The following is an 18,538-nucleotide window of genomic DNA, read 5'->3' on the forward strand; positions in this document are numbered from 1 at the left end:
CTATTCCTGTACCTCAAACCCATGCCCCTTGCGCAGGGCCTCGCGCACCTGGGTGGCGATCTCAAAAAACTGAGGGGTCTCGCGGGTCTCGAAATCGCGCGGCTGGGGCAGATCTACCGGGATGACCGTCTCAATCTTGCCGGGGCGAGGGGTCATCACCACAATCCGGGTGGATAAAAACACCGCCTCGGGGATGGAGTGGGTCACGAAGATGATGGTCTTGCCGGTCTCCCGCCACAGCCGCAGCAGCTCTAGGTTGAGGTTCTCCCGGGTGATCTCGTCCAGAGCCCCGAAGGGCTCATCCATGAAGAGGAGCTGCGGATCAAAAGCCAGGGCCCGGGCAATGGAAACCCGTTGCTGCATCCCGCCCGAGAGCTGCCAGGGGTAGCTCCGGGCAAACTTCTCCAGGCCCACCAACCCCAGCATCTTCTCCGCTCGAGGCCTGCGCTCATGCGCGGGGAAGTTCATCACCTCGAGCGGCAGCATCACGTTTTGCAGCACCGTGCGCCACTCCATCAGGGTAGGGGCCTGAAAGACATACCCATACGCCCGCGATTTCCGGGCCTCCTCGGGGGTCTTACCCCCAATTCGAATGGCGCCCGAGGTGGGCTGGATCAGGTCGGCCAGCAGGCGCAGCAGGGTGGTCTTGCCACAGCCCGAGGGGCCGATCAGGCTGATAAACTCACCCGCGCCGATCTCGAGATTGGCCTCCTTGAGGGCTACCGTCCCGGTGGCAAAAACCATTGAGACGTTTTGTACCGAGACCAGACTGCCGGTAGGGGTGGATTTGGCTTTGACTTGCGATTCGGTCACAGGCACCTCGAGGTTATTTATGCGACCCGGTGAGGGCTGAACTCAAACCAAGGCCGATATAGTGGAAGCTTCTCGGGGGAGATCAACATGGCCATTCCCTGGGCTCAGAAGTACATCGGCTCCCGCCGCAACAACTTCCCGCGCCCCTTCTCGCCCACAAACTGCCCATCCCTCACCGCAACCTTTCCCCGCACCGTGACCACCCTGGGCTTTCCATCAATCTCAAAGCCCTCGAAGCCGTTGTAGTCGTTGTTGACGCTCTGAGTGGCGGCGGAAATCTTGCCCCGGTAGCTGGGGTCGTAGATCACTAGGTCGGCATCGCTCCCTACTGCGATCGTCCCCTTGCGCGGAAACAATCCGAAGAGCTTGGCAGATTTAGTGCTGGCTGCGTCCACGAAGCGGTGAATGTCCAGGTTGCCCCGGCTGACCCCATAGGTGTAAAGCAGGTTGACCCGATCCTCGATGGCCGGAATGCCGTTGGGGATTGCGGTGAAGGCGTCCTTGCCCAACAGTTTTTGCGCGGTGTCGAAGGGGCAGTGGTCGGTGCCTACGGTGTCAATAAACCCCATGGCCAGCGCGTCCCATAGGGCCTTCTGGTTGCGCTTGTCGCGCAGCGGAGGCGACATGATGTACTTCATGGCCTCCACCCCGCCCCGCTCGGCATAGGTTTTGTCCAGCAGGAAGTGGGGGATGACCGATTCGATGAAAAGGGGCACCCCCCGCGCCTTGGCATCCATGGCCGCGTCCAGGGCGGGTTTGCAGGAGAGGTGCACCACATACCCCGTGGCCCCGGTGTTCTCCAGAAAGGTGGCAAAGCGAGCGGTCCCCTCGGCCTCTACCGACTCAGGACGGCTGGGCTCGTGCCACTCGGGGCCGGTCTTGCCCTCGGAGAGAAGCTTCTGCTGCAATTGCCCCACTAGCTCGGCATTCTCGCAGTGGGCGGTCACAATCACCCCCAGCTCCTTAGCCAGCCGCAAGGTTTGGTACATCTCGCCATCGTCCACCCCAAAGAAACCCTTGTAGGAGAGGAAGATTTTGAAGCTGTTGATCCCATCCTTAACGATCTCTCGGAGTTGGGCCGCGGTCTTGTCGTCGAACCGGGTCACCGCCATGTGGAAGGTGTAGTCGCAGTAGCTGTTGCCTTCGGCCTTGCCCTTCCAAAGCTGATAGCCCTCGAGGGTGTCCTCATGGCGACTGGGGGCGCACATCTCGATATAGGTGGTGGTACCCCCCATCAAGGCCGCCTTGGAACCGGTCTCATGGGTGTCCTTGGCGAAGGTGGCCATGAAGGGTAAATAAATATGCACATGCGGATCGATAAACCCAGGGAAAACATACTGGCCCGAGGCATCGATAACCTCTGTGCCAGGAGGGGCCTCGAGGGATTGCCCGATGCGGGTGATGGTCTCGCCTTCCACGTAAATATCCGCTTTATAGCGCGAGTCTGCCGTGATGATTTCACCGTTCTTGATCAGCAGTGCCATAATCCCCCCATGATGTGTGAGAAACTATACGCCCGCCAAGGGTGCAGAGCATAGAGCCGCTCGCCGATAGGCCGAGGGGGTGGCCGATCGCCACCCCCTCACAAGCGCGCAGGTCTCCAGGCCCTCGCAGCCCACACCAGGAGCACGGTATCCGGGCAGGAGGGTGCGGGTCAGGGCCTCGAGGTCAGCGCTTCGGTTCATCGTCGGATCCTCGGCGGGGCATTCAATGGATCTCGATCCCCACCTCTTCGCGGTAGGCCTTCATGGCTTCCCAGTCGGTGGTCACCTCGGTACGGGTCTGGGTGAGCTGCCTCCAGGTGACCGGAGCCCGGCCCGAGGGCACCTCGACCATCTCAATGCAGTCTTCCACCGGGCAGACGTTGTAGCACAGCCGGCAGCCCACGCAGTCCTCCTCGCGCACCTGGGGTTGGGGGCGGCTCGAGAGGGCCTCGTTTTTTCCATTGGAACGCACATCGTAGGCGTAGGGCTGCACCAGGTTGCCGCCGGCATCCACCAGGTCAATGCACTGGTGGGCGGTGTCGTTGCAGGCGATGTAGCAAAGGTTGCACTTGATGCACTTGTCGGTGTCAATGCGGGCCACGGCCCGGAAGGAGAGGTCGAAATCGTTGAAGTCGGAGATGCGGTGCAGGCTTTTGCCCACCACCTCGTCAATGGTGCGAAAACCTTTGGAGTCCATCCAATTGCTGAGCCCGTCGCACAGGTCTTCGATGATGCGGTAACCGTAGTGCATCACTGCGGTGCAGACCTGGAGACTGCTGGCCCCCAGCAGCAAGAACTCGGCAGCGTCCTTCCAGGTGGAGATCCCCCCCATCCCCGAGATGGGCAAGCCCGAGTTGCGCACAATTTCATCGGTGCCCAGGCTCGAGAGCATGTTCAGCGCGATCGGCTTGACCGCGGGCCCGGCGTAGCCGCCGTGTCCGCCTTTGCCCCCGATGTTGGGGGTGATCTCCAGGGTATCCAGATCCACCGCCACGATCGAGTTGATGGTGTTGATCAGGCTGAGCGCGTTGGCCCCGGCCGCAATGGCGGCTCGAGCCGGGGGCACCACACTGGCCACATTGGGGGTCAGCTTGACGATCACCGGGATCTTGGCCACATCCATCACCCATCGGGTGATCTGCTGGCAGTATTCCGGCACCTGCCCTACCGCGCTGCCCATCCCCCGCTCGCTCATCCCGTGCGGACAACCGTAGTTAAGCTCGATCCCATCCGCTCCCGTGTCCTCGATCTTGAGGATGATCTCGCGCCAGGCCTCGGGGTTGGACTCCACCATCGCCGAGACAATCACCGCGCGATCCGGCCAGTTCCGCTTAACGTCACGGATTTCTTGCAGATTGACCTCGAGCGGCCTGTCCGAAATCAGCTCGACGTTGTTGATGGCCAGCATCTTCTGCCCGCCATAGTGCCAGGCTCCGTAGCGGTTGGAGACGTTCAAGACTGGCGCCCCGATGGTCTTCCACACCGCCCCTCCCCAGCCCGCCTCAAAGGCTTTGTGGATCTGGGCTCCGGAGTTGGTAGGGGGGGCGGAAGCCAGCCAGAAGGGGTTGGGGGATTTGATTCCAGCAAAGTTGATTCGCAAATCGGCCATCGTATGCTCCCTTTTCCGGTTTCAAAGGCAAATGTTTCAGTCGTCTGCGGCCATGCCCACGCTGGGAGCAAGCCTGCGGTGGATCGCAAAGGCCGCCAGCTTGCCGTCCTCCACCGCCATCACCGTGGAGGCCGAGCCCCTGGCCCGCACGCAGTCGCCACCGGCATAGACCCCAGGAAGGCTGGTCTCGAGGTGCTCATTCACCTTGATGTAGCCCTTCTCCGTCTCCAGGCCCAAAAGCCGGGCCAAGCTGGGTTTCTCCTGGCCAATCGCCTTCACCACCTGGTCCGCCGGGAGGACAAACTCGGAGCCCGGCACCGGCAGGGGGGCCGGGCGGCCCGAAGCGTCCGGCGCACCCAGTTCCATCCGCACGCAGCGCAACCCCTTAACCTGCCCGTTTTCGCTCAGCACCTCTACGGGTTGGGTCAGGAAGCGAAACTCAATCCCTTCGTTCTTGGCGAAAGCGTATTCGTGCGGGTAGGCGGTCATCTCCGCCTCGGTGCGGCGGTAAACCATGGTCACCCGCTCGGCCCCCAGCCGCTTGGCCACGGTAGCACAGTCCACCGCGGTGTTTCCCGCCCCGATCACCACCACCTCACGCCCCACCTCGAGCTTCTGGGGATCCATCTTGCTGGCCTCGATGTAGCCCAGCCCGTCCACGATGAGCTCCTCCCCAGGAATCCCCAGGGCTGGCACCGCTCCGAGCCCCACTCCTAAAAACACCGCGTCGTACTGGGCCCGCAGCTCCTCGAAGGAGAGGTTGCGGCCCAGCTCGAGCTCGGTTTTCACCTCAACCCCCAGCCGCTTCACCATCTCGACCTCGGCCAGGGCTACCCCCACCGGCTCGCGCAGCACGATAATCCCGTAGGTGCTGAGGCCACCGGGCAGGCTGCGCCGCTCAAACACGGTGACGCTGTGCCCCAGCTTGGCCAGCTCCCCAGCGCAGGTTAGACCCGCCGGACCCGCCCCCACCACCGCGACCTTCTTTCCCGTGGGCGGACCCGCTTTGAACACGTCTATTCCCCGTTCGTAGACGTAATCGGTGGCGTAGCGCTGGAGCCGCCCGATCATGATCGGCTTCTCCTCGGCGTTCAGCACACAGGCCCCCTCGCACAGTTCCTGCACCGGGCACACCCGGGCGCAGGTGGCCCCCATCAGGTTGGCCTCGAGGATGGTCCGGGCAGAGCCCACGGGGTTCTCGGTGGCGATTTTCTTGATGAATTTGGGGATATCTATGTGGGTTGGGCAGGCATGGGTACAAGGGGCATCGTAGCAGTAGAGGCAGCGGTTGGCCTCCACAAGGGCCTCATGGTCGGTTAAAGGGGGATAGTATTCCCTCAGGACTTCCTCTGGCCGGATCACTTGCACATTTCCTCCTTCTGGTCTCTGCCAACAGTACCTATTCGCAACCAGGTAAAACAAAAAACCTTCCCCGTGAGATTCTCACTAAGAAGGTTCGTGCCCTCGCTGGAGCCGACTTAACCCAACCGATGCCGATTGACTAACCGGAATCTTACGAATCCAGTCCGGGCCTGTCAAGCTTAGATGATATCTTTACAAATCAGATATCTTATGAAGATAGCATGTATTTAAATCCATATTTTCCAATCGAGACCTAGGTTGGTCCAATAACTAAAATGCGGCATTCTTTTATGTCTTGACTTAACTCGCTTTATGCTATATACATATCACATGGCCCTCAAACGCAAATCGCATAAAAACCCCCCTTCGCATGGCCTGTGGATGGATATCGCGACCGGGGCGATTGCTGCGGCGCTTTTCATCTTGTTTGCCCTCCTGATGCCCAAAATTTAGCCGGTTGATGCCGAAACGCTGCGGGGTTTATAGGCTGCCCTTACGGTTCATTTTCCTCAAGCCTCTACAGTAAAGGGGATGCCCCTTGCCATCGAGACCCATCACCTGCGCAAAGTCTTCCACGGCCGCCCAGCGGTTGAAGACCTGAACCTCGAGGTAGCCCAGGGCGAGGTCTTCGGCTTTCTCGGGCCCAACGGGGCGGGCAAGAGCACCACCGTCAAAATGCTCCTGGGCCTGACCCATCCCAGCGCCGGGGTGGCCCGGATTCTGGGGCAACCGATAGAAGATCTGGAGGTCCGACGCCAGGTGGGGTTTTTGCCTGAGCTGTTCCGCTTCCACGACTGGATGACCGGAAGAGATTTCCTGCGCTTTCACGGGCAGCTTTACGGAATGGAAACAGCAGATCTGGAGCGCCGAATCCCGGAAGCGCTGGAGTTGGTGGGTCTGGCGGGGCGCGAGCGGGAGCGAATCAAGGGCTATTCCAAGGGGATGCAGCAGCGCATCGGGCTGGCGCAGGCTATCCTAAACCGCCCCAAACTGGTCATCCTCGATGAGCCCACCTCGGCGCTAGACCCCATTGGGCGGCGCGAGGTGCGCGAGCTCATCGCCCACCTGAAGGCTGAGGGCACCACGGTGTTTCTCAATTCCCACCTGCTTTCTGAGGTCGAGCTGACCTGTGACCGGGTCGCAATTGTAAACAAGGGCCGGGTCATCCAGAGCGGGAACCTGGCCGAGTTGCTCAACCCCCACCTCGAGGCCGAGCTCCGCGTAGATAAGGTCACCCCCGCCCTCCGGAACGCGCTGTCTGGGTTGGCCCGGATCCTCGAGGAAAACGGGGAACGGCTGACCCTGGCCCTGCCCAGCGAGGATACGCTCCCCGCGGTAGCCGAGGCTGTGGTCCACTCAGGAACCAAACTCTACGCCCTCACCCCACGGCGGGAGAGCCTCGAGGATCTCTTCGTAACCCTAATCGAAGGGGGGGACTCGTGAGAAGCCTGCTCCTGATCGCCCGCTTCACCTGGCGCGAGGCCCTGGCCCGCCGCCTGATCCTGGCGGTGCTGCTGCTGACCCTGGTCTTTGTGGGGCTCTACCTCTACGGCACCGACGCCCTGCTGCGCAGCTTCCAGCGCCGGGCCGCTGAGCTGGGCCGCGAGCTGCCGGGCCAGGCCCAGCTCTTTGCCAGCGCCACCCTGGTCCTGATGGGGATGTACATCGCCAACTTCCTGGGCAGCCTGCTGGCGGTATTCTCCACGGCGGCTGCGGTGAGCGGTGAGGCGGACTCCGGTACCCTCCAGGCAGTGCTGCCTAAGCCCATCCGGCGCTGGGAGTTCCTGTTGGGGAAATGGCTGGGCCACCTGAGCTTGGTGCTGCCTTACCTTGTATTGCTGACCCTGGCCTTGCTGTACGGCGCCCAGGCCATCACCGGATACTTACCGCCACAACCCTTTTACGCCATCGGCCTGATGTTGTTGGGCGCCCTTTTTTTGCTCACCTTGACCCTGCTGGGCAGCACCCTCTTCTCCACCCTGACCACCGGGGTGGTGCTCTTCATGCTGTATGGCTTGGGCTGGGCCGGGGGAATTGTGGGCAGTGTGGGGGCCCTGACCGGCTCTAAAACCCTGCAGCAAATTGGCACCTTGAGCAGCTATGTGGTGCCCAGCGATCGGCTCTGGCGGGGGGCTTCGGTGTACTTGCAGCCGGAGGCCTTGCGGCAGGTACAGGACGTGGCGAGGGGCAACCCCTTTGTGGGGACCGAGCCACTGGGGGCAGGGTATCTGCTGTGGGTGGGGATCTACACGCTGGGGGTGTTGTTGCTGGCCCTGTGGGTGTTTCGCCGGCGGGATTTCTGAGCGACTTTTGCGGCACACTCCTTCGGCCAAATCCAGCCTACACTGTGGGCATGATTCGCATTTATGGACTCACCGGCTGCGGGCCCTGCGAGGTGGCCAAGCTATTCCTACGGCAAAAGGGGATGGAGTTTGAGTTTGTGGATGTGAGCGAGAACCTCGAGGCCAGGGCCAAGGTTCAAGAGCTGGTCGGCTCCCCGAGCGCCGGGGTGGTGCTCGAGGTAGATGGCCAAGCCGAGCCCCTCACAGGAGTTTCAATCCCCAAGCTGGAAGCCTGGTACCGCCGCCACACTGGGTCAAACCCCTGAACCCTATACTCAGGGCCGTGCGCCGCGAACACCTGCTCGGGGTTTTCTATCTCAGCCTGGCCACCCTGCTGTGGGCCACCACCTTTGTGGTGGTGAAGGACTCCCTCAAAACCCTCAGCGCCGGACAAATCACCCTGGTGCGCTTCTTTTTTGCCACCCTGTGCTTTGCCCCCTTTCTCTGGGTGCGCAACCGCAGGCTGTGGGCGGCGGGCCTTGAACTGGGGATATACCTGTTCCTGGCCTACTTTAGCCAGACCATCGGCCTGGCCTCCACCAGCGCCAGCCGAAGCGCTTTCATCACCACCCTCTACGTGGTCATGCTGCCGCTGCTCTTGGGCCTGCTGGGCCAACGCCTGGGCTGGAACATCTGGTTGGCCGCTCTGCTGGCCATTCTCGGGGTAGGGCTCCTTTCCTATGACGGCTCACCGCCCGGTCCGGGGGACTTCTGGACCCTCCTCACGGCCCTTTCCTATACCGTCTACATCTGGCGAATTGAGGGCTTTGCCACCCGCTTCCCCTCCTTGCCCCTGACCGGCATCCAGATGTTGGTGGTGTTGCTGCTGGCCTTGGGGTGGGTGGCGTGGGAGCAGCCCCGCTGGAACTGGGAAGGGTTCCCCTGGGGCAGCCTGATCTACCTGGGCTTGGTGGCCAGCGCCCTATGCGTATGGCTGCAAGCCTTGGGTCAGCGGTTTGTCCCCGCCGCCGAAGCAGCCATCATCTATGCCCTCGAGCCGGTTTATGCCTCGATCTTTGCCTATTTTCTCCTGCATGAACGGCTGGGCTGGCAAGGGCGTATTGGGGCGGCCCTGATCGTGCTGGCAACCTTGGTCAGCCAACTCCTGAGCGCCCGCCCCCACTCCGGGCAGATCACCACCGAGCCGAGCGGTGAGGACTAGGCGCCCTGAAGGCCCTTAGCCCCCCACTCCAAAGCTGCCGACCAGCCGGGCCAAACCATAGGCCGCGCCCGCTGCGATGCTTCCTACCAGCGTGGTCTGCCAGGCTCCCCGGAAGGCCGAAACCCCGGTGAAGCGGGCTTTTACCCCACCAAAAAGGGCCAGGGCAACCAAGGTCACCCCGATGCTCCAGGCAAAGGCGGTGTCCAAGGGCAACCGAAAGGCGTAAGGGGCCAGGGGGATGATTCCGCCCGCGATGTAGCTTCCCCCGATGGTTAGGGCGCTGCTGAGGGCGCGGCGAGGATCGGGCTTCTCCAGGCCGAGTTCATTTTTCATCATGAACCCCACCCAGATCTCGGGTTTGGCGGTGATGGCTTGGGTGGCCTTTTCCAAAGCCTCGCCCTGCAAGCCGTACCCCCGGAAGACCTCCCGTACCTCCTCGGTCTCTACCTCGGGCAGCTCGAGCACTTCTCGGTGTTCACGCTCCAATTCCGCCCGGTAGTGATCCTCCTCGCCTCGAGCGGCCAGGTATCCCCCCAACCCCATCGCGATTGAGCCCGCCGCCATCTCGGCAATCCCCGCGACCAAAACCACGAAGCTGCTGTCCACCGCTCCTGAAAGCCCAGCCGCCAGGGCAAAGGGCACGGTGAGCCCGTCGGACATCCCAATCACGATATCGCGCACGGTGTCTGAGCCGCTGAAGTGTTGTTCGACGTGGGTTCGCTGGTACATGGGGACCTCCCGGCCTCAGGATATCCCCCGGATGCAAGAGAAATGCCCCTCGAGCTCGAGGGGCAAGGACGGCTATAAAGGGCGCTCTGGGATCAGTTGCTGATGGGAACCACACCCCCGTTGTAGCTGAGGGTGAAGTTACCGCAGCCGTTGAACTGAAGGCTGAGGGTGGTCTGCACCCCACTGGCACTGGTAAAGAGGTAGTCTTTCTCGCCCGCATCGAAACGGGGCCGCAGCGTGCAAGCGCTGTTCCAGTGGATGGTGGGGTTGGTGTAGAAGCTCAGCGAGCGGGTTTTGTTGGTGACCAGATTGGTAAACACGTCGCTGCCGGGGGTGCTCTGGGCTATGGTCACCGTTCCGGCCAGACCGGGGGCCGAGAGGTTGTCGGGTTGGTAGGTCTTGCTCACGCTGAACACGTTCTGGCCGCTCCAAAGGAGGCTGCCGCTCGAGTCCTTCTTGCTGACGGAGTAGGTATAGTCCTTGCTGAGCTTCCAGGGCAGCCCGCTTTTGTCCAGGCTAAACTGGCCGTCCAGCTTGCGCTCGAGGCGGCTTTGGTCGGCAAAGGTTACCAGCGCGTCGAAGCCCTTGAACTCGGCGGTGTACCCAGCCGCCTCATCTTTACCGTTCTGTAGGGAAAGGTCTATCTCCCCCTGGGTGCTGTAGCTGCGGGTATCGGCGGGGTTGGTGCCGCTGCAGGTGAAGTTCACCAAATACTGCGGGGCGCTGCTCGAGGCGCTCACCGTGATGGTGCAGTTCGCCGCGGCCTGCGTACCGCGCACCGGAATCCAAAGGCCCAGGTCGCGCAGCAGGGCATAAACTCGAGGAGGCAGATTCCACGATAGGGCCGCAGCCTCTAAGCCACTTCCCCCCTGCGCGCTGGCTCCAGCCTGGAGGCTGCTGCTGCTAACACTGCCGTCCAGCATGGCCCCGGTGGTGTTGAGGTCGTCTAGGGCTGCGCTGGCGGTGGCTTGCACCTCTGCGCTATTGGCGCTCAGATCCCCGCCCCCGGTCGCGCCAGTACTCAGGCTTCCGCACGCCGCCAAAACACCGACCAAACCCAGCCCTGCCAGTTTGAAGATGCCTTTCATGGGTGTACCTCCGGACGCCAGCATGTCGCCGGAGCCTGAAGGTGAGACCGGGCGCAGTCTTAAGGAGGGCTGAAGAAAGCGTTACTTGGACCAAGCTTTCAGGGCCTTTTCCAGCGGGCCTCGGTCCACTTCTGATCGGATCTGGAAGACTCCACCGTTTTCTCGATGAAGTAGACCCCTCGAGCCCCGTCGTAAACCGTAGGGAAATCCCCCTCATTCTCGCCCAGGGCACGGCCTTCCTGCTTGGCCCGGATGGCCTCCATGGCCCCCAAATACACGTTGGCAAAGGCCTCAATAAAAGCCTCGGGGTGACCGGTGGGCAGCCGGGTGGCCCGTTGAGCCGCAGGGCAGAGGTAGGCATTGCCCCGGGTGAGCACTTGCCGTGGCCCCTCGAGCGAGTCGTGGATTAGGACATTAGGGTCTTCCTGGTGCCAGGTGAGGCTGCCCTTTTCACCAAAGATCCGGATGCGCAGGTCGTTTTCCGCTCCAATCTCGACCTGGCTGCACCACAGAAGACCTTTGGCTCCTCCCACAAAGCGCAGCAGCAGGTTTCCATCGTCGTCGAGCCGGCGCCCTGGCACAAAGGTGGTCAGGTCTGCGCAGATCTGCTCGAGCTCGAGCCCGGTAATGGTTGCAGCCAGGTTTTCTGCGTGCGAACCGATATCCCCTACCGCTCCGGCAATCCCGCTACGGGCAGGATCGGTGCGCCACTCGGCCTGCTTTTGGTGGGAAGCCTCGAGCTGGGTGGCCAACCAGCCCTGGTTGTACTCCACAATCACCTTGCGAAGGGGGCCCAACACCCCATTTTTCACCATGTCCCGGGCCTGCTTGACCATCGGGTACCCGGTGTAGTTGTAGGTGACCGCGAAAACCACCCCCGACCGCTCGACCACCTGGATGAGGTCATGGGCTTGCTCGCTGTTGTGAACCAGCGGCTTGTCACAAACCACATGAATCCCCGCCTCGGCAAAGGCCTTGGCCACAGGGTAGTGCAGATGGTTGGGGGTAACAATGCTGACGAAATCAATCCGCTCTTGGGCGGGAAGCCGGAGCTCCGCCTCGAGCATCTCCTCCCAGGAACCGTAATTGCGCGCATCGGGAAGTCCCAGCTCCCGCCCTGAAGCCTTAGCCTTGTCCGGGGAGCTCGAGAGGGCTCCGGCCACGAGTTCGGCTTGGCCGTCTAAAGCCACCGCCTTGCGATGCACCGCCCCGATGAACGCGTCGCGGCCACCCCCCACCATGCCATAGCGAAGTTTGCGCATTGGACCTCCTAAATAGGGGCTATTCCTTGGCAAACGCCGCGTCAAAAGCCCGTCCCGCCGGCTCAAAGTCGAGCTGCTTGCAAAACGCAGCGCTCTCGGTGGCCCCATGCACCCGGTCCATCCGACTGTCCTCCCACTCCACCGAAAGCGGGCCTTGGTAACCGATGTCGTTGAGGGCCACGATGATCTCTTCAAAATCAATATCGCCTCGGCCTACGCTTCGGAAATCCCAATAGCGCCGGGCATCTCCGAAGGAGGTGTGTCCTCCGAAAACCCCTGCCTCGCCCGTGCCGTGCCCCCACCACACATCCTTCATGTGGACATGGAAAATCCGATCCCTGAAGGTGCGGAGAAACCGAACGTAGTCCACCCCCTGATACCCCAGATGAGAGGGGTCATAGTTGAAACCGAACCGCCGATGGTGGCCAAGGGCCTCCAGGGCCCGCTGGGCTGAGGCGATATCAAAGGCAATCTCGGTGGGATGCACCTCTAAGCCGAAGTTAACCCCAACCTCGTCAAAAACTTCCAGGATGGGCAACCAGCGCTGAGCAAAATCCTTGAAGCCCTGTTCCCAGTAGGCCTGGTCGGTAGGGGGGAAAGCATAGATCGAGTGCCAGATCGAGGAGCCGGTGAATCCGTTGACCACCTTGACCCCCAGCTTGGCCGCAGCTCGAGCAGTCTCCATCATCTCCCGCGCTGCCCGTTGGCGCACCCCTTCGGGATCGCCATCCCCCCAGACCCGTGGGGGAAGGATGGCCCGGTGCCGCTCATCAATCCGGTCACAGACCGCCTGCCCCACCAAGTGGTTGCTGATGGCGTAGATCTGCAAACCGTTCCGCTCGAGCAGCCCCCGTCGCTCCTGAACGTAGCTCTCGGACTTGAGGGCCTCCTGTACCTCGAAATGGTCTCCCCAGCAGGCCAGCTCGAGGCCATCGTAACCCATCTCCTTGGCCATGGGGGCCAGCTCTGCCAAGGGTAAATCTGCCCATTGGCCAGTAAATAGGGTAACCGGTCGTGCCATAGATGCATCCTCCTAAAACCCAAAATTCCAATGTTGGGGCGGGTTTTCACCCGCCCTTATGATCAAACTTTAGAACGGGCTGTCCGGAAAGTAGTATTCTTTGGCGTTCTCTTTGGTCACCAACACTGAAGGAATAATGGTGGGGGTTTTCATTGGCTTTCCAGTGACTCGAGCCTCAGCCGTGAGCATCATCGCATCCTGAATCATTCGAGGTGGATAGGTTACATCTGCAGTGATCAACTTATCCCCATCCATTACCTTTTTGATCATCTCCTTCATGCCGGCACCCCCCAGCACGAACTTGATATCGGTGCGCTTGGCTTCGTCTATGGCCTTGAGCACCCCTACCGCTATGTCATCATCCTGAGCCCATACCGCATCGATCTGCTTAAAGCGGGTCAGGAAGTCCTGCATCACTTTAAAACCATCATCGCGATTCCAGTTGGCGTATTTTTGATCCAAAACCTTGATTCCGGGATATTTCTTCATCACCTCCATGAACGCATCGTAGCGTTGGTTGTCAATCACGGTGGGAATGCCCCGCAGTATGACGATGTTGCCTTTGCCACCCAGTTGCTTGGCCATATATTCCGCAGAAACCCTGCCCAGACCAGGGTTGTCTCCTGCTACGTAGGCATCTTGAGCGTTGGGGTCGGTAAGCCCCCGATCCACCACGGTTACGAAAACACCCTTGGCTTTTGCCGCTGCTACCGGCTTGGTCAGAGGCGCTGATTCATACGGTAGGATCACCAAGGTGTTGATCTTGTTAACCGTGACCAGGTCTTGAATTTGGTTGGCCTGCTCAGAGGCATCTTTAGCGGTTTTGACGATCACCTGAATACCGGGATACTTTTTCTCGAGTTCCCCCTTGGTTTGATTGGCCCAGTATACGATTCCCGCAGTCCAACCGTGGTCAGCCGCAGGGATGGAAACCCCCATGATCACTTTGTTTTGAGCAAAAGCCGCCATCAGCAGCAATGCCCCCATTACCACAAGCCCACGCAGCACTCCGTGCATGTTTACCTCTTTTGCGAGTTCATCCAAGAAGCCTCGAGCCGAATGCCAGCGGTTGTATTCACCCCATCCCTCCTTCTCACCTGCGGCCCCTCTGCAAGAAGGCCACGATGATGATCACAATGCCTTGCACCGCCGCGTTGAGATAAACGCTGATGATGCTGGTAAGGTTTAGAACATTGCCAATGGTTGAGAGCAAGATGGCTCCAACCACCGTGCCAGTGATGCGCCCACTGCCGCCCCGGAGGGAGGTTCCACCGATGATCACGGCCGCAATGGTCTCGAGCTCCCACAAAAGCCCTGTGCTGGGCGTGGCTGAGCCCAGTCTTGGCACATAGAGAATCGTTGCCAAGGCCACACAAATCCCCAAGATCACATAGGTGAGTATTTTGATACGATCCACCCGAATTGCTGCATAACGGGCCACTTGTTCGTTGGAGCCGATGGCCTGAACATAACGCCCGAATCGGGTACGGTTCAGCACCAATCCACCTATTAGGGCCACTGCCAGGAATACCCAGATGGGGATGGGCACTCCCAGAAAAGCCCCGTAGTAAACCGGGCTGTAGCGGTCAGAAAGGTCCTGTTGCAGGGTAATTGCTCCACCTTGGGAGAGATAAGTCAGAAAGGATCGAAAGATTCCCAGGGTTCCCAGGGTGACGATGAAGGGCTCTATCTGACCTTTGGTAATGATCAGGCCATGCAGCACCCCGAATATAGCCCCCAATCCCACCGCCAAGAGCATCCCTACCAACACCGTGAAGGTGCCTCCACCCAGGCGGGGCTCGAGGGCATTCATTACCAAAATCATCACACCCGCAATGAGGGCCGCCATAGACCCCACCGAGAGATCAATCCCACCACTAATGATGACGAAGGTCATTCCCACTGCAATGATCCCGGTGAAGGCAGTGCGGGTAAGCACGTTAAAAACGTTGTCTAGGGAAATAAAGGCCGGGTTGAGTAGGGTGGCTAAGATACAAAGCAAGATCAAGCCCAATAATGGGCCCCACCCCGAAAGGTTAAAGCGAATCTTAGACGATTTGGTGGCGGGTTTTTCAGGCTGTAGCATGACTTCCTTTTAGGCCGGTGGCGTAGGCGATAATCTCCGGCTCGCTCATCTCTTGCTGATCGAGCAGCCCGGTGATCCGGCCCCCACGCATCACCACCAGCCGATGGCAAAGACCGATCAGCTCGATCAGCTCCGAGGAAATTACAATCACCGATTTTCCTCTTTGGGCCAGACCTTGGATCAAGAAGTAGATCTCTCGCTTGGCTCCTATGTCCACCCCTCGAGTGGGTTCATCGAGGATCACAACCTTAGGGTCAGGATGCAGGATTTTGGCCAGGGCCAGCTTTTGTTGATTGCCCCCCGAGAGCGCAGAGGCTTTGGCTTCCGCACTACCCCCACGGATGTTGAAGCGGTTGGCGTTTTCAGCAAAAGCCCGGGCTTCAGCGCTTGTATCTAGCAGTGGGTGCGCATAACGCTCGAGCGCCATCAGGGTCAAATTCGGGCGAAGGGCCATATTGATGTGTAGGCCTTTACCTTTACGGTCTTCGCTGAGGTAGACAATTCCCTGCTCGAGAGCTTGGGAAGGGCTCTTTAGGTCGATGGGCCGGCCTTCTAAAGCAAACCGCCCACTGGTTCTCGGCCTCAAGCCCAAAATTCCTTCAAAAAGCTCGGTCCGGCCCGCTCCAACCAGTCCAGCAAATCCCAAGATCTCCCCTCTGCGCAGTTCAAAAGAAACCTCTCTGGCCCATCCAGGAACGCTCACCCGCTCAGCTTGGAAAACGGTTTTGGGTTGCTCAGGGGCTGTTTTGGGGGGGAACATGTCAGAGAGTTCCCGCCCAACCATCAGATTGGCCATCTCCTGCTGGCTCAAATCTTGGGTGGGGGCGGTCTGGATATGTCTTCCATCGCGTAAAACCGTGACAGTATCGGAAAGGGCTTTGACCTCCTCGAGTTTGTGCGAGATGTAAAGGATCGTCACCCCCTCAGCTTTGAGCTGAGCAATGAGTTTGAACAAGGTTTGAGTCTCATCCGGGGTAAGGGTGGCTGTGGGCTCATCCATAATTAGGAGCTTGGCATTGCGCGAGAGCGCTTTCGCTATCTCCACCAGTTGTTTTTCAGCCACAATCAGGCTACGCAGCTTGCGGCGAGGATCCAATTGCAGACCCACCTGCTCCAGCGCTGCCACAGTCTTCTTGTTCATGGTGGCTTCATCCAGCAAAAAACCTCGGTGTAGCTCACGTCCCAAAAACACATTTTGGGCAATGCTTAAATCTTCTGCCAGATTGAACTCTTGATGGATCAATACAATGCCCAGTTCTTCTGCTGCCTTGGAGTCGTGAAACTGCACCGCTTCTCCATTCACAAATATCTGTCCAGCACTCGGTGCATGGTATCCCCCCAGAATTTTCATCAGGGTGCTCTTACCGGCCCCATTTTCACCAATTAGCGCATGGACTTCGCCTTTTTGGATGGAGAAACCAACATCATACAGCACCCGAACCGTACCAAAGTCCTTGCAGATCCCCTCAAATCGAACCGACAACACACCTATTCCCTTTCCCTGCACCCTTCGGTTTCGCACGAAGTATAAACCGCAAGGCTGCTGTTGACGTGCAATTCCTAGCGGTGGTAAATTTTGCACATTTATGGACAATCACGCCACCTTTTGGGATGCGGGAAACAGTGTACGTGCGGATTCCTGTGAGCCCCTCAAGGCTGCGGCGCGGCGCGGGGAAGTAGGGCTACAGGCTTGGGGGCACGGGCTATATCCAGGCCATTCACTGCCAGAAGAGGTGTTACCTGAAGTGCGTTCAGCAGGGGTTTGGATGGCCCCTAAGCGCCAGAGTTGGGGATTAGGCTCACATTGCAATGAGGGGATTGAGTTTTCCCTTATCAGCAAGGGCAAACTCGGTTTTGAGGTAGGTGACCAGTCTTGGTTGCTGCACAGTGGCCACCTGACCATTACCCGCCCCTGGCAGTATCACCGGGTCGGTAACCCCGAGGTAGACGGGGGGGTCTTCCACTGGCTAATCCTGGATGTGGGGGTGCGACGGCCCAATCAGGAATGGCGTTGGCCGGAATGGTTGTTGTGGTCCAAGGCTGATCGAGAGCGCTTGTCTGTGTTGTTGCGACACAACGAGCACCCGGTTTGGCGGGCTAATCCGGGGATTATACGGGTTTTTCGGCGGATTCAATCGGCATTGCAGCTCGAGGATGCCGAACAAGTCGTGGCCCGGCTTAAGCTGCACGTCAATGAGCTATTGATCGAGGTCCTCGAGCTATTGGGGGATAAGCAGATCGCTTTGGACGAATCGCTGGTTAGCTCCCAGCACACCGTGCGGGTGTTTTTGCAAGGGCTGGCCGAGCGGCTCGATCAAAACTGGACCCTCGACTCAATGGCCGAGGCTTGTGGGCTGGGCCGTACCCAATTTGCCCGCTACTGCCAGGAAATCACCGGAATGGCCCCCATTGAATACCTTTCCCATCTCCGCCTGGAGACTGCGGCCAAACTGCTGCACCATCACCCCAACCGCCCCATTACCGAGATTGCCTTTAACTGTGGCTTCAGCTCGAGCCAGTATTTCGCCAATCGCTTTCGCGCCCACAAGGGATGTACACCTAGAGAATACCGCAAGGAACAGCATCAACTTGCCGTTTAACTGGAGGGCTGAGGCCTAGAGGCCCCGCTGTTTCCCTCACCTGTAACCTTGGCGTAACCTTCTCCGCGGTAGGCTCTACGAGAAGGAGGAAACCCGATGCCCTATCTGCTGATCGAAGGGGAGTACCGCATCATCGGCGGAGCCCCAGACGGCGATTCCATTCGGTTTTATCCCCGCAGGACAGCCCGCTGGGAGCAGCTCGAGGCCCTGAGCAAAACCCACCGCATCCGCCAGAATAAGGACGGTGGGGTGCAGTTGCGCCTCGACGCCATAGATGCCCTCGAGACCCACTACACCCCAGGGGTGAGTGGGGCCAGCATCGAGCATCAGCCCCTGGAATATGCGCACGCGGCCCGGGATGCCCTGCTGGGGTTTCTCGGCTTTGAGCAGGTGCAGCACGGTAAGGATGAAAAGGTGATGGCTTCACAGCCAGAGCGGGTGTCCGGGTTTGTGCTCTCCAAATTTGTGGACGTCTACGGGCGAGCGGTGTCCTTCGCGTACCAGGGCACTCCGCCGGAACGCGATGGAGGCTTGGTTTTTGTGGAGGATGGGTTGCTGAGCCAGAGCGCCAATCACCACCTGCTGGCGCAAGGGCTGGTTTATCCCACCTACTATAGCGGTCTGTATTTCGAGCTGCGCAGGGTCTTCAATGCGGCGGTGGCGTCGGCCCGCCGGGGCAAGGGCCTGTGGCCTCAAGACCGCACCACCCAGGGTTTCGAGCTCAAAACGGTTACCACCTTGAACAACCGGGTGGTGATCCTACCCAAGCTATTTCGCCGCCTAATCGATTACCTCGAGCTGAATCAGGGTAGCCTTTCGCTGTCCGGGCTAGAGGCCTACCTGCGGGCCCGCAACGACGAGGTCGTGGTGCTCAGCAGGGGGCAAAAAACCGGGCTCCACTTTCTGGTAGAGGTCAAGGGTCGCAAGGTGCGCCTAAAGGAGCCGCCGGAAAACCTGATGTTCTTGGAGAAATAAACCCC

18 protein-coding genes are annotated in these 18,538 nt (G+C 59.8%); 7 read left to right on the forward strand and 11 right to left on the reverse strand.

Annotation, left to right across the window (positions count from 1 at the left end; genetic code table 11):
* The 4 genes from Mgrana_RS06595 to Mgrana_RS06610 all read right to left on the reverse strand — a co-directional run bounded on the left by Mgrana_RS06595 (nt 1) and on the right by Mgrana_RS06610 (nt 5,274).
* Nucleotides 1–813: an ABC transporter ATP-binding protein gene (locus Mgrana_RS06595; RefSeq protein WP_240631272.1), complete on the reverse strand. Its 813-nt coding sequence runs from the start codon at nt 811–813 to the stop codon at nt 1–3.
* 104 nt (nt 814–917) lie between these two features.
* Nucleotides 918–2,297, reverse strand: coding sequence for a dihydropyrimidinase (gene hydA, locus Mgrana_RS06600; protein ID WP_119356816.1), 1,380 nt, complete (start codon nt 2,295–2,297; stop codon nt 918–920).
* A 223-nt stretch (nt 2,298–2,520) separates the two neighbouring features.
* Entirely contained in the window at nt 2,521–3,906 is a 1,386-nt protein-coding gene (preA, locus tag Mgrana_RS06605; RefSeq protein ID WP_119356817.1) for an NAD-dependent dihydropyrimidine dehydrogenase subunit PreA, read from the reverse strand.
* Nucleotides 3,907–3,942: 36 nt separating this feature from the next.
* Nucleotides 3,943–5,274 carry an NAD(P)-dependent oxidoreductase gene (locus tag Mgrana_RS06610; RefSeq protein ID WP_240631273.1) on the reverse strand — a complete coding sequence of 444 codons (1,332 nt, stop codon included), beginning with the start codon at nt 5,272–5,274 and terminating at the stop codon, nt 3,943–3,945.
* Between the two features lie 324 nt (nt 5,275–5,598).
* Between Mgrana_RS06610 and Mgrana_RS17235 the strand changes: the two genes are divergently transcribed.
* The 5 genes from Mgrana_RS17235 (at nt 5,599) to Mgrana_RS06630 (ending at nt 8,772) form a co-directional block, all read left to right on the forward strand.
* Nucleotides 5,599–5,721, forward strand: a complete 123-nt coding sequence (locus Mgrana_RS17235) for a hypothetical protein (RefSeq protein WP_276309155.1) — start codon at nt 5,599–5,601, stop codon at nt 5,719–5,721.
* A 78-nt stretch (nt 5,722–5,799) separates the two neighbouring features.
* Nucleotides 5,800–6,711, forward strand: a complete 912-nt coding sequence (locus Mgrana_RS06615; RefSeq protein WP_119356818.1) for an ABC transporter ATP-binding protein — start codon at nt 5,800–5,802, stop codon at nt 6,709–6,711.
* Nucleotides 6,708–7,571 carry an ABC transporter permease gene (locus Mgrana_RS06620; protein ID WP_119356819.1) on the forward strand — a complete coding sequence of 288 codons (864 nt, stop codon included), beginning with the start codon at nt 6,708–6,710 and terminating at the stop codon, nt 7,569–7,571. Before Mgrana_RS06615 ends, Mgrana_RS06620 begins: the two co-directional genes overlap by 4 nt.
* 50 nt (nt 7,572–7,621) lie before the next feature.
* Complete coding sequence (locus Mgrana_RS06625; RefSeq protein WP_119356820.1) at nt 7,622–7,876, forward strand: glutaredoxin family protein; 255 nt, start codon at nt 7,622–7,624, stop codon at nt 7,874–7,876.
* A gap of 17 nt (nt 7,877–7,893) precedes the next feature.
* A complete protein-coding gene (locus Mgrana_RS06630) occupies nt 7,894–8,772 on the forward strand; it encodes a DMT family transporter (RefSeq protein WP_119356821.1) in 879 nt (292 codons plus the stop codon).
* Between the two features lie 15 nt (nt 8,773–8,787).
* On the opposite strand, the gene Mgrana_RS06635 is transcribed toward Mgrana_RS06630, so the two are convergent.
* From Mgrana_RS06635 to Mgrana_RS06665, 7 genes are all read right to left on the reverse strand, one after another.
* Complete coding sequence (locus tag Mgrana_RS06635) at nt 8,788–9,501, reverse strand: VIT1/CCC1 transporter family protein (protein ID WP_119356822.1); 714 nt, start codon at nt 9,499–9,501, stop codon at nt 8,788–8,790.
* Nucleotides 9,502–9,593: 92 nt separating this feature from the next.
* Nucleotides 9,594–10,589: a hypothetical protein gene (locus tag Mgrana_RS06640; RefSeq protein ID WP_119356823.1), complete on the reverse strand. Its 996-nt coding sequence runs from the start codon at nt 10,587–10,589 to the stop codon at nt 9,594–9,596.
* A gap of 98 nt (nt 10,590–10,687) precedes the next feature.
* A complete protein-coding gene (locus Mgrana_RS06645; protein ID WP_119356824.1) occupies nt 10,688–11,851 on the reverse strand; it encodes a Gfo/Idh/MocA family protein in 1,164 nt (387 codons plus the stop codon).
* A gap of 19 nt (nt 11,852–11,870) precedes the next feature.
* Complete coding sequence (locus Mgrana_RS06650; RefSeq protein WP_119356825.1) at nt 11,871–12,872, reverse strand: sugar phosphate isomerase/epimerase family protein; 1,002 nt, start codon at nt 12,870–12,872, stop codon at nt 11,871–11,873.
* 69 nt (nt 12,873–12,941) lie between these two features.
* Nucleotides 12,942–13,916, reverse strand: a complete 975-nt coding sequence (locus Mgrana_RS06655; RefSeq protein WP_206075058.1) for an ABC transporter substrate-binding protein — start codon at nt 13,914–13,916, stop codon at nt 12,942–12,944.
* A gap of 49 nt (nt 13,917–13,965) precedes the next feature.
* Nucleotides 13,966–14,880 (reverse strand): ABC transporter permease, encoded by a 915-nt coding sequence (locus Mgrana_RS06660; RefSeq protein WP_206075059.1) that lies wholly within the window; start codon nt 14,878–14,880, stop codon nt 13,966–13,968.
* Between the two features lie 64 nt (nt 14,881–14,944).
* On the reverse strand, nt 14,945–16,444 hold the full coding sequence (locus Mgrana_RS06665; RefSeq protein ID WP_206075060.1) for a sugar ABC transporter ATP-binding protein: 1,500 nt from the start codon (nt 16,442–16,444) through the stop codon (nt 14,945–14,947).
* A gap of 391 nt (nt 16,445–16,835) precedes the next feature.
* On the opposite strand from Mgrana_RS06665, the gene Mgrana_RS06670 reads away from it, so the two are divergent.
* Entirely contained in the window at nt 16,836–17,558 is a 723-nt protein-coding gene (locus tag Mgrana_RS06670) for a helix-turn-helix transcriptional regulator (RefSeq protein WP_170146415.1), read from the forward strand.
* A gap of 96 nt (nt 17,559–17,654) precedes the next feature.
* On the forward strand, nt 17,655–18,533 hold the full coding sequence (locus Mgrana_RS06675; protein WP_119356830.1) for a nuclease: 879 nt from the start codon (nt 17,655–17,657) through the stop codon (nt 18,531–18,533).
* Nucleotides 18,534–18,538: the final 5 nt, after the last annotated feature.

Source organism: Meiothermus granaticius NBRC 107808, from assembly GCF_003574355.1.
GTDB lineage: Bacteria > Deinococcota > Deinococci > Deinococcales > Thermaceae > Meiothermus > Meiothermus granaticius.

What these genes read in the sequence shown, in the direction of transcription:
- Mgrana_RS06625 (WP_119356820.1), top strand. Translation starts at nt 7,622, where the DNA reads ATGATTCGCATTTATGGACTCACCGGCTGCGGGCCCTGCGAGGTGGCC.
- Mgrana_RS06640 (WP_119356823.1), bottom strand. Translation starts at nt 10,589, where the DNA reads ATGAAAGGCATCTTCAAACTGGCAGGGCTGGGTTTGGTCGGTGTTTTG.
- hydA (WP_119356816.1), bottom strand. Translation starts at nt 2,297, where the DNA reads ATGGCACTGCTGATCAAGAACGGTGAAATCATCACGGCAGACTCGCGC.
- Mgrana_RS06635 (WP_119356822.1), bottom strand. Translation starts at nt 9,501, where the DNA reads ATGTACCAGCGAACCCACGTCGAACAACACTTCAGCGGCTCAGACACC.
- Mgrana_RS17235 (WP_276309155.1), top strand. Translation starts at nt 5,599, where the DNA reads ATGGCCCTCAAACGCAAATCGCATAAAAACCCCCCTTCGCATGGCCTG.
- Mgrana_RS06675 (WP_119356830.1), top strand. Translation starts at nt 17,655, where the DNA reads ATGCCCTATCTGCTGATCGAAGGGGAGTACCGCATCATCGGCGGAGCC.
- Mgrana_RS06650 (WP_119356825.1), bottom strand. Translation starts at nt 12,872, where the DNA reads ATGGCACGACCGGTTACCCTATTTACTGGCCAATGGGCAGATTTACCC.
- preA (WP_119356817.1), bottom strand. Translation starts at nt 3,906, where the DNA reads ATGGCCGATTTGCGAATCAACTTTGCTGGAATCAAATCCCCCAACCCC.
- Mgrana_RS06645 (WP_119356824.1), bottom strand. Translation starts at nt 11,851, where the DNA reads ATGCGCAAACTTCGCTATGGCATGGTGGGGGGTGGCCGCGACGCGTTC.
- Mgrana_RS06615 (WP_119356818.1), top strand. Translation starts at nt 5,800, where the DNA reads ATGCCCCTTGCCATCGAGACCCATCACCTGCGCAAAGTCTTCCACGGC.